The sequence below is a fragment of the Sorangium sp. So ce1504 genome (assembly GCF_051521635.1).
GTDB classification, from domain to species: domain Bacteria; phylum Myxococcota_A; class Polyangia; order Polyangiales; family Polyangiaceae; genus Sorangium; species Sorangium cellulosum_B.
Map to the genome: position 1 here is coordinate 3360029 of NZ_CP150365.1, position 14930 is coordinate 3374958.

General features: G+C 74.3%; 1 protein-coding gene (cut by a window edge). It reads left to right on the top strand.

The window, feature by feature from the left end; genetic code table 11:
* Window positions 1-14930 carry the 5' portion of an SDR family NAD(P)-dependent oxidoreductase gene (locus WMF39_RS13015; protein ID WP_437745842.1) on the top strand. 6694 nt of this gene lie beyond the right edge of the window, so the window shows 14930 of its 21624 coding nt (coding positions 1-14930); it begins with the start codon at window positions 1-3; the stop codon falls past the right edge of the window.

Sequence of the window (14930 nt, forward strand, 5' to 3'; positions counted from 1 at the left end):
ATGAAGAAAATGGACAGCGATGCCCTCGAGGGAGCAATCGCGATCATCGGAATGGCGGGCAGATTCCCCGGCGCGCGCGACGTCGGCGAGCTCTGGCGGAACCTGCGCGATGGCGTCGAGTCCGTCACGTTCTTCTCCGAGGAGGAGCTGCTCGCCTCCGGGGTCGATCCCGCGCTTCTCGCCACCCCGGGCTATGTCCGGGCAGGGGCCGTCCTCAAGGGCGTCGACGAGTTCGACGCTTCGTTCTTCGGCATCAGCAGGCGCGAGGCCGAGCTCACGGATCCGCAGCACCGCATCTTCCTGGAGAATGCGTGGGAGGCGATCGAGAGCGCCGGATACGACCCTCACGCCTACGAGGGATCCATCGGTGTCTTCGCCGGGGCCAGCGTGAGCACCTACCTGCTCCGTGAGCTCCTGTCGGGCCGCGCGATCACGACGAAAGGGGCCGCCGGCTTCCTGACGCTCGTCGGCAACGACAAGGATTACCTGGCGACCCGCGTCGCGCACAAGCTCGACCTTCGTGGGCCGAGCGTCAGCATCCAGACCGCCTGCTCGACGTCCCTTGTGGCGGTGCACATGGCTTGCGCGAGCCTCCTCGCCCGCGAGTGCGATATGGCGCTCGCGGGCGGGGTGACGGTGCGGATCCCGCACCGCGTGGGGTATCTGTACGAGGAGGGGTTCATCTTCACGCCCGACGGTCATTGCCGGGCCTTCGACGCGGGGGCGCAGGGAACCCACCCCGGCAGCGGCTCCGGTGTCGTCCTCTTGAAGCGCCTCGCGGACGCGATCGAGGACGGGGATTTCATCCACGCGATCGTCCGCGGATCGGCCGTCAACAACGACGGGGCGGCGAAGGTGGGCTTCACTGCGCCGAGCGAGATCGGCCAGGCCCACGTGATCACCGAGGCGCTGGCCGTCGCGGGGGTCGAGGCGCGGAGCATCGGGTACGTCGAGGCGCACGGGACGGGCACGGCCATCGGGGATCCCATCGAGATCTCGGCGCTTACCCGGGCGTTCCGCGCCGACACCGAGGAGCGGCAGTTCTGTGCCGTGGGCTCGATCAAGAGCAACATGGGGCACCTCGAGTCGGCGGCGGGCATCGCCAGCCTGATCAAGGCCGTCCTCGCGCTCCGGCACCGGAAGCTGCCGCCCAGCCTGCACGTCGCGTCGCCGAACCCGCTGATCGATTTCGAGCGCAGCCCATTCTACGTCAACACGGCGCTCAAGGACTGGGACGCCGGCGAGACGCCGCGGCGGGCCGGGGTGAGCTCGTTCGGGATCGGAGGGACGAACGCCCATGTCGTGCTGGAGGAGGCGCCCCCGGTCGCCGCCCCGGCGCCGTCCGCGGAGGCGAAGCTCCTGCTCTTGCCGCTGTCCGCGAAGAGCCCCGAATCGCTCTCAGCGCTGGCCGGGGCGTACGTGCCGTTCCTGTCAGACAGCGACGCGGGCAGCCTCGAAGACATCGTGTTCACGGCCAGCCTCCGGCGCCGCCATCACGAGCACCGGCTCGCGGTGGTCGGCGCGAGCCGCGAGGAGATGGCGGCGGCGCTCGAGGCGTTCGCGCGGGGCGAGGACACCGCGGGCGTGGCCGTCGGAAAGGCGCCGCAGGCGCCGCCGAAGGTGGTGTTCGTCTTCCCCGGGCAGGGCTCGCAATGGGCGGGCATGGGCAGGCAGCTCTTCGCCGAGGAGCCGGCGTTCCGGCGGGCGCTCGAGGCGTGCGACCAGGCGATCCGCCGCGAGGCCGGCTTCTCGGTGATCGAGGCGCTCCATGCCGAGGACAGCGCAGCGCGGCTCGGGGCGATCGACGTGGTGCAGCCGGCGCTGTTCGCGATCGAGGTGGCGCTCGCGGCGCTGTGGCGGGCGTGGGGCGTCGAGCCCGACGCCGTGGTGGGCCACAGCATGGGCGAGGTGGCCGCGGCCCACGTGGCGGGCGCCCTGTCGCTCCGCGACGCGGCGGCGATCATCTGCCGCCGCAGCCGCCTCCTGCGGAGGGTGAGCGGGCGAGGGGTGATGGCGCTGTGCGAGCTGCCCGTGCCCGAGGCCGAGGCCGAGCTCCGCGGCTACGAGGATCGGCTGAGCATCGCCGTGAGCAACGGCCCTCGCTCGACGGTGATCGCGGGCGAGCCGGCGGCGATGGACGAGCTCCTCGCCAGGCTGGAGCGGAAGAAGGTCTTCTGCCGGCGGGTGAAGGTGGACGTCGCGTCGCACAGCCCGCAGATGGATCCGCTCCGTGAGGAGCTCGTGGCCGCCCTGCGCGACGTGGCGCCGGCTCCGGTCGGTACCCCGATGCGCTCGACGGTGACGGGGGAATGGCTGCGCGGCGGAGAGCTCACCGCGGCGTACTGGGCCGACAACCTGCGCAAGCCGGTGCTGTTCGGCCGCGCGATCGGCGACCTGCTGGAGGGCGGGCACCAGATCTTCCTGGAAATGAGCCCTCACCCTCTCCTCGTGCCGTCGGTCGAGGAGATCCTGCTCCATGGCAACCGGGACGGCGCGGCGATCGCGTCGCTCCAGCGGGACTCCGACGAGCGCCGGTGTCTCCTGCGCGCGGCCGGGGCGCTGTATGCGCGCGGGTACGCCATGGCGTGGAAGAAGCTCCGCCCGGAGGGGGGGCGCGTCGTGCTGCTGCCGAGCTACGCCTGGCAGCGGACGCGGTACTGGGTGGACGCTGGCAGCGGGGCCGACGAGGAGCAAAGCAGCGCCGCCGTGCCGGCGCCGGCGGCCGCGCCGGCCCCTTCAGGCCGGCTCTACGAGATCGTCTGGCAGGAAGAACCCTGCCCGGTCGAGCCCGCGCCCGTCGCGGGATCCTGGCTGGTGCTCCACCGGGGCACCGCGCTCGCGCGGGCGCTCCTGTCGCGCTCCGCGCCGGCGGGTGCGCGGTGCATCCCGGGAGCGCTCGACGCGCCCGCGGCGGCCTACCGGGCGGCGCTGGAGGCCGCGGGCCCGGGCGGGCTCCAGGGGGTCGTGTGCGTGTGGGGCGGCGACGACGGCACCTCCGGGGCGGAGCGCGCCGAGGCCGCGAGCGTCGCGGCGCTGCAGCTCGTGCACGAGATCTTCCGGCGCGAGGACGCGGCGCCGCCGCGGCTGCTCTGGGTGACGGAGGGCGCGCAGGCGGTGCGCGCCGGCGAGCCCGTCGCGGTGGCGGAGGCGTCGCTCTGGGGGCTGGGTCGAGCGGTGATCGCGGAGCGGCCAGAGCTCGGCTGCACGCTCGTCGATCTGGAGCCTTCCGCGAGCGACGCCGTGGACGCGCTCTTGCGCGAGCTCGGGCGCCCGGACGACGAGGACCAGATCGCCTGGCGCGGGGGGAAGCGCTACGCGGCGAGGCTCGTCGAGGCGCGGCCGCGGCTCGAGCTCGCGGGTGGACCACGGATCGCGGCGCAGAGCACGGTGCTGATCACCGGCGGGCTCGGGGCGCTGGGCCTGCGCGTCGCCCGGTGGCTCCGCGAGGAGCACGGGGTGCAGCACCTGCTCCTCGCCGGGCGCCGCGCGCCGGCGGGGGACCAGCTCGCCGCCATCGAGGCGCTGCGCGCGGCGGGGGCGCGCGTCACCCTGGCGCAGGTCGACGTCGCGGATGCGTCTCAGGTCGAGGCCGCGCTGCAGCTCGTTCCCGCAGATCTGCCGCTGAGCGGGGTGATCCACGCGGCCGCTATCCTCGACGATGGGGTCCTCTCGAGGCAGACCGCGGAGCGTTACGCGCAGGTCCTCGCGCCGAAGGCGCGGGGCGCCTGGAACCTGCACCAGGCGACGCGTGACGTCCCGCTCGACTTCTTCGTCCTGTTCTCCTCCGGCGCCTCGGTGCTCGGAGCTGCGGGGCAGAGCAGCTACGCGGCGGGGAATGCGTTCCTGGACGGCCTTGCGCACGCGCGCCGCGCGGAGGGGCTGCCGGCGCACAGCCTGAGCTGGGGTCCGTGGGGTGAGGTGGGGCTCGCCATGGGGCTGGACGACCTCCAGCGGGCGCGTGTCGCGCGGCAGGGGCTCGGCATGCTCCCGCCCGCGCAGGCGATCGCGCTCCTCGGGCGAGCGCTCGCGCGGCCGGAAGCGCACCTCTGCCCGCTGTCCCTCGATGTCGAGGCGGCGCGGCGCGCCTCCCCGGCGGGCGCGCCGGCGCCCCTCTGGCGGGCGCTCGTCGCCCCCCGGCCGGCGCTCGGTGGAGCGCTGCGGCTCGCGGAGCTCTCGCCCTCGGCGCGGCGCAGGGAGCTGGAAGCGGCGGTGCGGGGGGACGTGGCCAAGGTGCTCTCGCTCGGCTCGGCCAGCGACACGCCCGTCGACCGCCCGCTGCGGGAGCTCGGGCTCGACTCGCTCATGGCGCTCGAGCTGCGCAACCGGCTCTCGGCGCGCATCGGCCGGCCGCTGTCGGCGACGGTCGTCTTCGATCACCCGACGGTCGCGGCGCTCTCCCGGTTCCTGTGCGATCAAGTGGCCGGGATTCACGGTGAACGCCCCGCGATCGAGCCCGCGCCCCGTCCCCGGGACGAGCCGATCGCTGTCGTGGCCATCGGCTGCCGCTTCCCCGGCGGCGTGCGCGATCCCGAGAGCTTCTGGCGGCTGCTCGAGCGGGGCGAGGACGCGGTCGGCGAGGTGCCCCGCGAGCGCTGGGACATCGACGCCTATTACGATCCCGATCCGGACGCGCCCGGCAAGATGATGAGCCGCTGGGGCGGGTTCCTCGAAGGGGTGGACCTCTTCGACCCGAGCTTCTTCGAGATCTCGCCCCGCGAGGCGGCGGGGCTGGATCCGCAGCAGCGCCTGTTCCTCGAGGTGAGCTGGGAGGCGATCGAGCGCGCCGGCCTCCCGCCGGAGGCGCTGATGGGCAGCGACACGGGGGTCTTCCTCGGGATCTGCACCCACGATTACCAGACGCTGGCGCGGGGCGGCCGGGAGGGCCTCGACCCGTTCACGATGCTGGGTACGGCGCACAGCATGAGCGTGGGCCGGCTCTCGTACTGGCTCGGTCTCAGGGGCCCGAACATGCCTGTGGACACCGCGTGCTCGTCCTCGCTCGTGGCCATTCACCTGGCGTGTCAGGCCCTCCGGAACGGCGAGTGCTCCCTGGCGCTCGCGGGCGGGGTCAATCTGATCCTGAGCCCGGAGCACACCGTGGGTCTCACCAAGACCCGCGCGCTGTCGCCGACGGGCCGGTGCCGGGCGTTCTCGGCGGACGCCGACGGCTTCGTCCGGAGCGAGGGGTGCGGCGTGCTGGTGCTCGAGCGCCTGTCGGACGCGGTGCGGCGGGGCGATCCCATCCTGGCCGTCGTGCGCGGCTCGGCGATCAACCAGGACGGGCGGAGCAACGGACCGACGGCGCCGAGCGGCCCGGCGCAGGAGGTGGTGATCCGGCGGGCCCTGGCGCAGGCGGGGGTCCCGCCCTCCGGCGTGGGGTACGTCGAGGCGCACGGGACAGGGACCCAGCTCGGCGATCCCATCGAGGTGCAGGCGCTCGGGGCCGTGCTCGGCGAAGGACGCGCGCCGGAGCGGCCCGTGATCGTCGGATCCGTGAAGACGAACATCGGCCATACCGAGGCCGCCGCCGGCGTCGCGGGCGTCATCAAGGCGGTGCTGGCCCTGCAGCGCGCGCGCATCCCGAGGTCGCTGCATTTCACGGCGTCCAACCCGCATATCCCGTGGGCCGAGCTCCCCGTGAAGGTGGCTTCGGAGGAGACCCCGTGGCCCGACTCGCCGCGGATCGCCGCGGTGAGCTCGTTCGGGCTGAGCGGGACGAACGCGAACGTGGTCCTCGAGGAGGCGCCGCCCCCGGCGGCCCGGAGCGTGCCGCGCGCGGACGACGCGCCGGTCCTGTTCCCCGTCTCGGCGCATGGCCCCGAGGCGCTCGTGGCAGCGGCGGCGGCGTACGGGCGGTTCCTCTCGGCGGAGGGAGGCGGCGACGCGTCTCCGCTGAGGGATATCGCATATACAGCGAGCGTACGTCGCGGCCACCGGGAGCACCGCCTGGCCGTCGTGGGGAGTTCCCGGGCGGAGATCGGCGCGGCGCTCGAGGCCTTCGGGCGCGGCGAGGCGCCGGCGGGCGTCGTGCGAGGGCGAGCGTCGCGGGGCGTGCCGCCGAGGGTGGTGTTCGTGCTCTCCGGGCAGGGGTCGCAATGGGCGGGGATGGGCCGTGCGCTCCTGGCCGAGGAGCCGGCGTTCCGCGCCGCGGTCGAGGGGTGCGAGCCGCTGGTGCAGCGGTATGCCGGCTTCTCGCTGCTCGCGGAGCTCACGGCCGAGGAAGAGGCTTCCCGCCTGGGCGAGACGGAGGTGGCGCAGCCGGCGATCTTCGCGATGCAGGTGGCCTTGTCGGCGCTGTGGGCGTCGTGGGGGGTGGTGCCGGACGCGGTGATCGGCCACAGCGTTGGGGAGGTGGCGGCGGCGCACATCTCGGGGGCGCTGGAGCTGGAGGAGGCGGTGCGTCTGGTGTGCACCCGCGGGCGGGTGATGCAGCGCGCGACGGGGCTCGGGAAGATGGCCTCGGTGGCGCTGCGCGAGGAGGAGGCGGCGCGGGCGCTTCGCGGCTACGAGGATCGGCTGGCGATCGGGGCGGTCAACGATCCGGGCTCTGTGGTGCTGTCGGGCGAGGCGGCGGCGCTGGCGGAGGTGCTGGCGCGGCTCGAGCGGCAGGGCGTGGAGGGCCGGATGCTGCGCGTGGACTACGCGTTCCATAGCCCGCAGATGGAGCCGCTGGCCGGCGAGCTTGCGCGCGAGCTCGGAGGGCTGGCGGCGCGCCCGGGCGCGCTCGCGATGTACAGCACGGTGGAGGGCGGGCTCATCGAGGGCGGCGCGCTCGATACGACCTACTGGCCGAGGAACGTCCGCGAGCCGGTGCGCTTCGCGCGGGCCGTGGAGGCGGCGCTCGGCGATGGGTACCAGACCTTCGTGGAGGTGGGGCCGCACCCGGTGCTGTCGCTCAGCGTGGAGCGGTGTCTCTCGGCACGAGGCGCGGAGGGGCGCGCGGTCCCCACGCTCCGGCGCGATCAGGGGGGGCGCGGCAACATGCTCTCGGCGCTCGCGAAGCTGTACGTGCACGGCCACGCCGTGGACTTCGGCCGGCTGTACCCCGAGGGCGGGCGCGTGGTCGCGCTTCCGGCGTATCCCTGGCAACGCGAGCGGTACTGGATCGAAACCGCGCGCTCGCCCGCAGCGGGGAGTGGTGGTGTCGCGACCAGGCACCCGCTGCTGGGCGCGCGGATCGCGGTGGCGGGCGCGAAGGCGGTGTTCGAGGCGACGCTCGGGATGGAGGCCGTGCCGTACCTGGGGGAGCACCGGGTGTTCGGGCAGGCGGTGATTCCCGGGACGGGGCTGCTGGAGCTCGCGCGCGCGGCGGGCGAGGCGCTGGGCCTTGGGACGTCGTCGCGGGTCGAGGGGCTGGTGGTGGGAGCGCCGCTGTCGCTGCCGGAGCAGGGATGGGTGCGCGTGCAGGTGGTGGTGTCCGAAGCGACGGACGCGGGCCACGCGGTCGCTGTGTACAGCCAGCCGCTGTCGTCGCGACCGGAAGGGGGTTGGACCGAGCACGCGGTGGGACGGCTGCGCGTGGGCTCCGGCGAGGCGCCGGTGGCCGCGGCGGATCTGGGTGCGGCGCGCGCTCGCTGTGGCACGGGCGTGGATGTGGCGGAGCTGTACGGGTCGTTCGAGGGCATGGGCCTGTCGTACGGCCCTACGTTTCGCGGGCTCGAAGCGCTGTGGCGTGGCCATGGCGAGGTCGTCGCGCGCGTCGCCCTGCCCGCCCAGACCGGCGAGGGCGCCGGGCCCTACGGAGCCCACCCGGCGCTGCTGGACGCGGCGTTGCAGGCGCTCGGGGCGGCCTTCGGAGCGAAGCTCGGGAGCGAGACATACCTGCCGTGGGAGATCGGCGGCTTCGTGGTGCGGCAGCCAGGCGTGACGTCGGCCTGGGTCCACGCGCGAGCGACGGGCGCAGCCGAAGGCCCTGCGGAGGTGCTCTCCGGCGACGTCCTGGTCTTGGATGAGGGCGGCGCGGCGGTGGCGGAGCTGAGCGGGGTACGGTTCAAGCGTGCCGACGCGGCGGCGCTGCGGCGTGCGATGACGGCGGCGCCGCTCGAGGACCTGTATGCGATCACCTGGCAGGAGAGGCGCCCCGCGGGCGATGAGACAGGGCCGTCGGGCGCGTGGGTCCTGCTGCGCGGACCGGAGGAGGACGTGGCGCTCGCGCGGGCGCTCGAGGCGCGCCTGCGGTCCGCGGGAGCGCACTGCACGACGGCGGAGGTCGCGAGAGAGGCAGGCGCGATCGCCGCGATGCTGGACGGAGCGGGCCCGGAGCGGCTCCAGGGCGTGGTGTGCCTGTGGGGCGGCGGCGCGGGCGCCTCTACGGCGGAGCGCGCCGAGGCGGCGAGCCTAGAGGCCCTCGCGGTGGTCCAGGCGCTGTCGCGGCGCGAAGACAAGGCGCCGCCGCGATTGTTCTGGGTGACGGAGGCAGCGCAGGCGGTGCGCCCAGGCGAGCCGGTGGCGGCGGCGGCGGCGTCGCTGTGGGGGCTGGGCCGCTCGGTGATGCTGGAGCGCCCGGAGCTCGGCTGCACGCTGGTGGATCTGGAGCCCGGGGCTGGCGACGCCGCGGAGGCGCTGTGGCACGAACTCGGCAAGTCGGACGACGAGCGCGAGATCGCCTGGCGGACGGGCCAGCGACACGTGGCGCGGCTGTGCCGGGTCGCAGCGCGCTCGGGGCTGTCGGTTCCGGATGCGCCGTCGTACCGGCTGGAGATCGCGCAGAAGGGGCTGCTCGATCAGCTGCGTCTGCTGCCCGCCGAGCGGCGAGCGCCGGGGCCAGGCGAGATCGAGATCGAGGTGAAGGCCTCGGGGCTCAACTTCCGCGACGTCATCCGGGCCCTGGGCATGGATCCGAGCGAGGGCACGGAGATGGGCGGCGAGTGCGCCGGCGTCGTCACGGCACTCGGCGAGGGCGTGCAACACCTGGCCGTGGGCGATGCGGTGATGGCGATCGCGCCGGGGGCGTTCCGCCGGTTCGTGACGGTGGACGCGCGGCTGGCGAGCCCGCAGCCGGTCGGGCTGTCTGCGGCCGAGGCGGCGGCGTTGCCGATCGTGTTCCTGACCGCGTGGTACGCGCTGCACGAGCTTGCGGGGCTCAAGCGCGGCGAGCGGCTGCTGCTGCACGCGGCGGCCGGCGGCGTAGGGATGGCGGCGGTGCAGGTGGCGCAGTGGCTCGGGGCGGAGGTGCTGGCCACGGCAAGCCCGTCGAAGTGGGGCGTGGTGCGGGCGATGGGGGTCGAGCGGGTGGAGAGCTCGCGGACGCTCGCGTTCGCCGACGCGTACAGGACGGCCGGCGTGGACGTGGTGCTGAACGCGCTGGCGGGCGAGTTCGTGGACGCGAGCCTGTCGTTGCTGTCGGCGGGCGGTCGCTTCCTGGAGATGGGCAAGACCGACATCCGCTCGGCCGAGGCGGTGGGAGCGGCCCATCCGGGCGTCATGTACCGGGCGTTCGACCTGCTGGAGGTGGAGCCCGACCGGATCCAGCAGATGTTCCGCCGGGTGAGCGAAGGGTTCGCCGCGGGGTGGCTGCGCCCGCTGCCGGTGCGCGCCTTCGCGGTCACGGAGGCGGAGGCGGCGCTGCGGTTCATGGCGCAGGCGCGGCACACTGGCAAGATCGTGCTGTTGCCCGCGCCGAAGGCGGCGCTGATAGCGGCGCAGAGCACGGTGCTGATCACCGGTGGTCTCGGCGCGCTGGGGCTGCACGTGGCGCGCTGGCTTTGGCAGGAGCACGTGGTGCAGCACCTGGTGCTGGCGGGTCGGCGGGCGCCGGAGGGAGCGCAGCGCGCGGCGGTGGAGGCGCTGCGCGAGGCGGGGGCGCGGGTGACGGTGGTGCAGGCGGACGTGGCGGACGCTGCCGCGGTGCAGGCGCTGGTGTCCTCGGTGCCGGCGGAGCTGCCGCTGCGGGGGGTGATCCACGCGGCGGGGGTGCTCGAGGACGGGGTGCTGTCGGAGCAGACGGAGGCGCAGTACACGAAGGTGTTCGCGCCGAAGGCGCGCGGGGCGTGGAACCTGCACGAGGCGACGCGGACGGTGCCGCTGGAGCTGTTCGTGCTGTTCTCGTCGAGCGCGTCGCTGCTGGGCGCAGCGGGACAGGCGAACTACGCGGCGGCCAACGCGTACCTCGACGGCCTGGCGCAGAGGCGTCGGGCCGAGGGGCTGCCGGCGCACAGCGTGAGCTGGGGCCCGTGGGCAGACGGCGGCATGGTCGAGACGCTGAGCGACGTGCAGCGGGCGCGCTTTGCACGCATGGGCGTGGGCGCGCTCGCCCCGGCGCAAGGGCTGTCGCTGCTGGGACGCGCGCTGTCGCGGCCCGAGGCGCACCTCGGCGCGCTGGAGCTCGACCTGCGGGCGCTGGGCAGGGCGCTCGGGGCCGACGTCCCTCCGGTGTGGCGAACGCTGGTGCAGCCGCGATCGACGCAAGCAGCCGTCCGCGCGTCCGCCCCGACCCAGGAGACCTGGAGGAGTCGGCTCGCGGCGCTCTCTCCCGAGGCGCGCGCCGCCGAGGTGGATGCGATGGTGCGGGGCGAGGCAGCCAGGGTCCTCTCCCTCTCCTCTTCCAGCGATCTGGAGGCGGACCGGCCGCTGCAGGAGCTGGGGCTCGACTCGCTGATGGCGCTGGAGCTGCGCAACGCGCTCTCGGCGCGGGTCGGCAAGGCGCTGCCGGCCACGCTGCTGTTCGATCGGCCGACCGTCGCCGCGCTGCGGCGCTACCTGCTCGACGAGGCCCTGCTCCCCGGCGAGCAGAAAGCCCCGCTCGCCGCGGTCCAGCCTCGCGTTGCTCCACGCGAGGAGCCGATCGCCATCGTGGGCATCGGCTGCCGTTTCCCGGGCGGGGTGCACGACCTGGAGAGCTTCTGGCGGCTGCTCGAGGGGGAGGTCGACGCGGTCCGCGAGGTGCCGCGGGAGCGCTGGGACATCGACGCGTACTACGACCCGGATCCGGAGGTGGCGGGCAAGATGGTGACCCGCTGGGGCGGGTTCCTGGAGGACGTCGACCGCTTCGACCCCGCCTTCTTCGGCATCTCGCCGCGCGAGGCGGCGAGCATCGACCCGCAGCAGCGGCTGCTGCTCGAGACCACCTGGGAAGCGCTCGAGCGCGCGGGTCTCCCGGCCGAAGCGCTCGCGGGCACCCGTACGGGCGTCTATGTCGGGATCTGCGGCAACGAGTATCAGGCCATGATGCTCGCCCGCGGCGCCGAGCGGTTCGATCCGTACTCGTTGCTGGGCTCGGCGCACAGCGCGACGGTGGGGCGGCTGTCGTACTGGCTCGGGCTGCAGGGGCCCAACATGGCCGTGGACACCGCGTGCTCGTCGTCGCTGGTGGCGGTGCACCTTGCCTGCCAGGCGCTGCGGTCGGGCGAATGCACGACGGCCCTGGCCGGTGGGGTCAACCTGGTGCTGACCCCGGAGCCGACGGTCTACTTCAGCCGGATGCGCGCGATGTCCCCCTCCGGGGGCTGCAGAGCGTTCTCCGCGGACGCGGACGGCTACGTGCGCGGGGAGGGCTGCGGCGTGCTGGTGCTCAAGCGGCTGTCGGACGCGGAGCGGGACGGCGATCCGATCCTGGCGGTGATCCGGGGCTCGGCCGTCAACCAGGACGGCCGCAGCCAGGGCCTGACGGCGCCCAACGGCCCCGCCCAGGAGGCGGTGATCCGGCAGGCGCTCGCCCAGGCCGGGGTGAGCCCGGCGTCGGTCGGGTACGTGGAGACGCATGGGACGGGCACGCCGCTGGGCGATCCGATCGAAGCGCAGGCGCTCGGCGCGGTGCTTGGCGAGGGGCGCCCAGCCGGGGCGCCGCTGTGGATCGGCTCGGTCAAGACGAATATCGGCCACACCGAGGGCGCCGCGGGTGTCGCGGGCCTGATCAAGGCGGTGCTCGCGCTCTCGCACGAGCGCATCCCGCGCAGCCTGCACTTCACCGCACCGAACCCGCACATCGCCTGGTCGGAGCTGCCGCTCCAGGTGGCTTCGGAGCCGGTCCCGTGGCCGCCGAACGGGAAACCCAGGATCGCCGGGGTCAGCTCGTTCGGCTTCAGCGGGACCAACGCGCACGTCCTCCTCGAGGAAGCGCCGCGGCGAGCGCTGGTCGAGGCGCCCGCAGAGGCGCCCGCGAACGAGGCGACGGCGTACCTGCTGCCGCTGTCGGCCAAGAGCCCGGAGGCGCTGAGCGCGCTGGCGGCGACCTATGCGACCTTCCTGCCGGCGTCGGAAGCGCGCCTCGGCGACATCGCGTACACGGCGAGCGCGCGGCGGAGCCATCACGAGCACCGGCTCGCCGTGGCCGGCGGGAGCAAGGACGAGCTGGCGGCGACGCTCGCGGCATACGCGCGCGGAGACGGTCCTTCGGGCGTGGTCGAGGGCAAGGCGTCGCCGGTGCCACCGAAGGTCGTGTTCGTCTTCTCCGGGCAAGGCTCGCAATGGGCGGGCATGGGCACCCAGCTCCTCGAGCAGGAGCCTGTGTTCCGGAGCGCGCTCGAGGCGTGCGACGAGGCGCTCCGGCCGCATCTGGGCGGCTCGGTGATCGATGCGATGAGAGAGCCCGAGGAGCGCTCGCGGCTCGGCGAGACGGAGGTGGCGCAGCCGGCGCTGTTCGCGATCGAGGTGGCGCTGGCCGCGCTGCTCAGGTCGTGGGGGCTCGTGCCGGAGGCGGTGATCGGGCACAGCGTCGGCGAGATCGCCGCGGCCCATGTCGCCGGGATCCTCGACCTCGATGAGGCCGCGCGCCTCGTGGCGCTGCGTGCCCGGATCATGCAGCGCGCGACAGGCCAGGGAAAAATGATCTCGGTCTCCCTGGCCGAGGACGAAGCGAAGGCGGCGATTGCGGGGCTCGAGCCGCGGGTAGGCGTCGCGGCGGTCAATGCGCCCCGGCAGGTGGTCCTCTCCGGAGACGCGGCCGCGCTCGACGCCGTGGCGCAGAGGCTCGTGGCACAGGGGGTCGCGTGCCGGGAGCTGCGCGTCAAATACGCATTTCACAGCCCGCAGATGGATCCGCTGCGGTCGGCGTTCGTGGACGCCATCGGAGAGCTCGCGCCGAAGCGCGCGGCGATCCCGATGCTCAGCACCGTGACAGGGGCGGAGATCTCGGGACAGGAGCTCGACGTCTCCTACTGGGGGCAGAACCTCCGCGGGACGGTGCGCTTCGCGCAGGCCGTGGCGGCGTCGCTCGCCAAGGGGCATTGCGTGTTCGTGGAGGTGGGGCCGCACCCGGTTCTATCGCTCGACGTGGAGCAATGCCTCGCGGCGCGCGGGGAGGCGGGGCGCGCGGTGGCGACGCTGCAACGAGGCAAGGAAGAGCGCACGCGTGTCCTGCATGCGCTGGGGGCGCTGTATGCGCACGGCGCCCACGTGTCCTGGGAACGGCTCTATCCCGAGGGCGGGCGCGTCGTCGCGCTGCCGGCCTATCCATGGCAACGGCGGCGCTACTGGATCGAAACCTCGCGCTCGCTCGCGGCGGGTAGCGGCGGCGCCGCGACCGGGCACCCGCTCCTCGGCGCGCTCACGCCTGCGGCGTTCGCAGAAGCCGTGTTCGAGGTGGCCTTGAGCGCCGCGACGCTCCCGTATCTGGCAGACCACCGGGTCTTCGGTGAGGTGATCGTTCCCGGCGCCGCGCTGCTCGAGATCGTGCGCGCTGCGGCGGCCACCCGCCTCGGCTGGGAGCGGGTCCGGGTGACGAGCCTGGTCATCCAGGCGCCCCTGCGCTTGCCCGACGCGGGGACGCGCCGCGTGCAGGTGGTCCTGCCCGCGAGGAGCCCGGAGGGCGCCGAGGTGATCGTCTACAGCCGCGCCGGCGACGCGAACCCCGACGATCCCTGGACGGCGCACGCGCGCGGGCACGTGTCGCCCATCGAGGCCGCCGAGCTGCCGACGGCGCTGGACATCGGCGCGGCGCGCGAGCGCTGCCGGACGAGCCTGGACGTGGACGGGATCTACGAGCGCTTCTCGGCGACCGGGCTCGCCTATGGCCCCGCGTTCCGCGGGATGGCCGAGCTCCGCCGCGGCGATCGGGAGGCGTTCGCGCGGGTCGCGCTGCCGGAGTCCGCGAGGGACGGCGCGGAGGCGTACGGACTGCACCCCGCGCTGCTGGATGCGGCGCTGCACGCGCTCGCGGCGATCGTGGACATGCCGGCGGCGGACACCTACCTGCCGTTCGAGTTCGGCGAGGTCCTGGCCGGCGCGTCAGGCGTGACCGAGGCGTGGGTGCACGCCCGTATCGAGGGCGCGCCCGCGCCGGGCGCGGAGACGATCAACGCCACCTTGACTCTGGTCGATGACGCGGGGCAGCTCGTGGCGCGGGTATCGAACCTGCAGCTGAAGCGCGCCGGCGCGGCAGCGCTGCGCGATGCCGGAGCGGACGCGGCGGATCGCGCGGGCCTGCTCGCGCTTCGCTGGCAAGACAAGCCGCTCGCGCGCGAGGAGGCCCCGCCCTCGGGGCGCTGGATCCTCGTGAGCCGCGGCTCGCCGGCGGCGCAAGAGCTCGCGGCCGGGCTCGGCGCTGCGGGGGCGAGTTGCCTGACCGTCGCGCTGGGCGAGGACGCAGGCCGTCTGGAGGAGGCGCTCGGCGCGCTGGGCGCCGAGCCCTTGCAGGGGGTGGTCTGTCTATGGTTCGAGGCGGCGCTCGAGCCGGGGGCGGACGAGGGGGCCACCCCTCCGGCGGCGCACGCCGAGCGCGCATCGATCGCGGGGCTGCGCATCGTGCAGACGCTCGCGAGGCGCGCGTCGCCGCTCCGGCTGGTCTGGGTGACCGCGGGGGCGCAGGCGGCGGGCGCGGGCGAGCGGCCGGCGCTGTCCCAGGCGCCGCTCTGGGGGGTCGGTCGCGTGATCATGCAGGAGCACCCGGAGCTCGACGCCGCGCTGGTCGACCTCGATCCCGATGCCGAGGACCCGGTCGCCGCGGTCTGGGCAGAGCTGTCCCGCGCGGACGGCGAAGCGCAGGTGGCATGGCG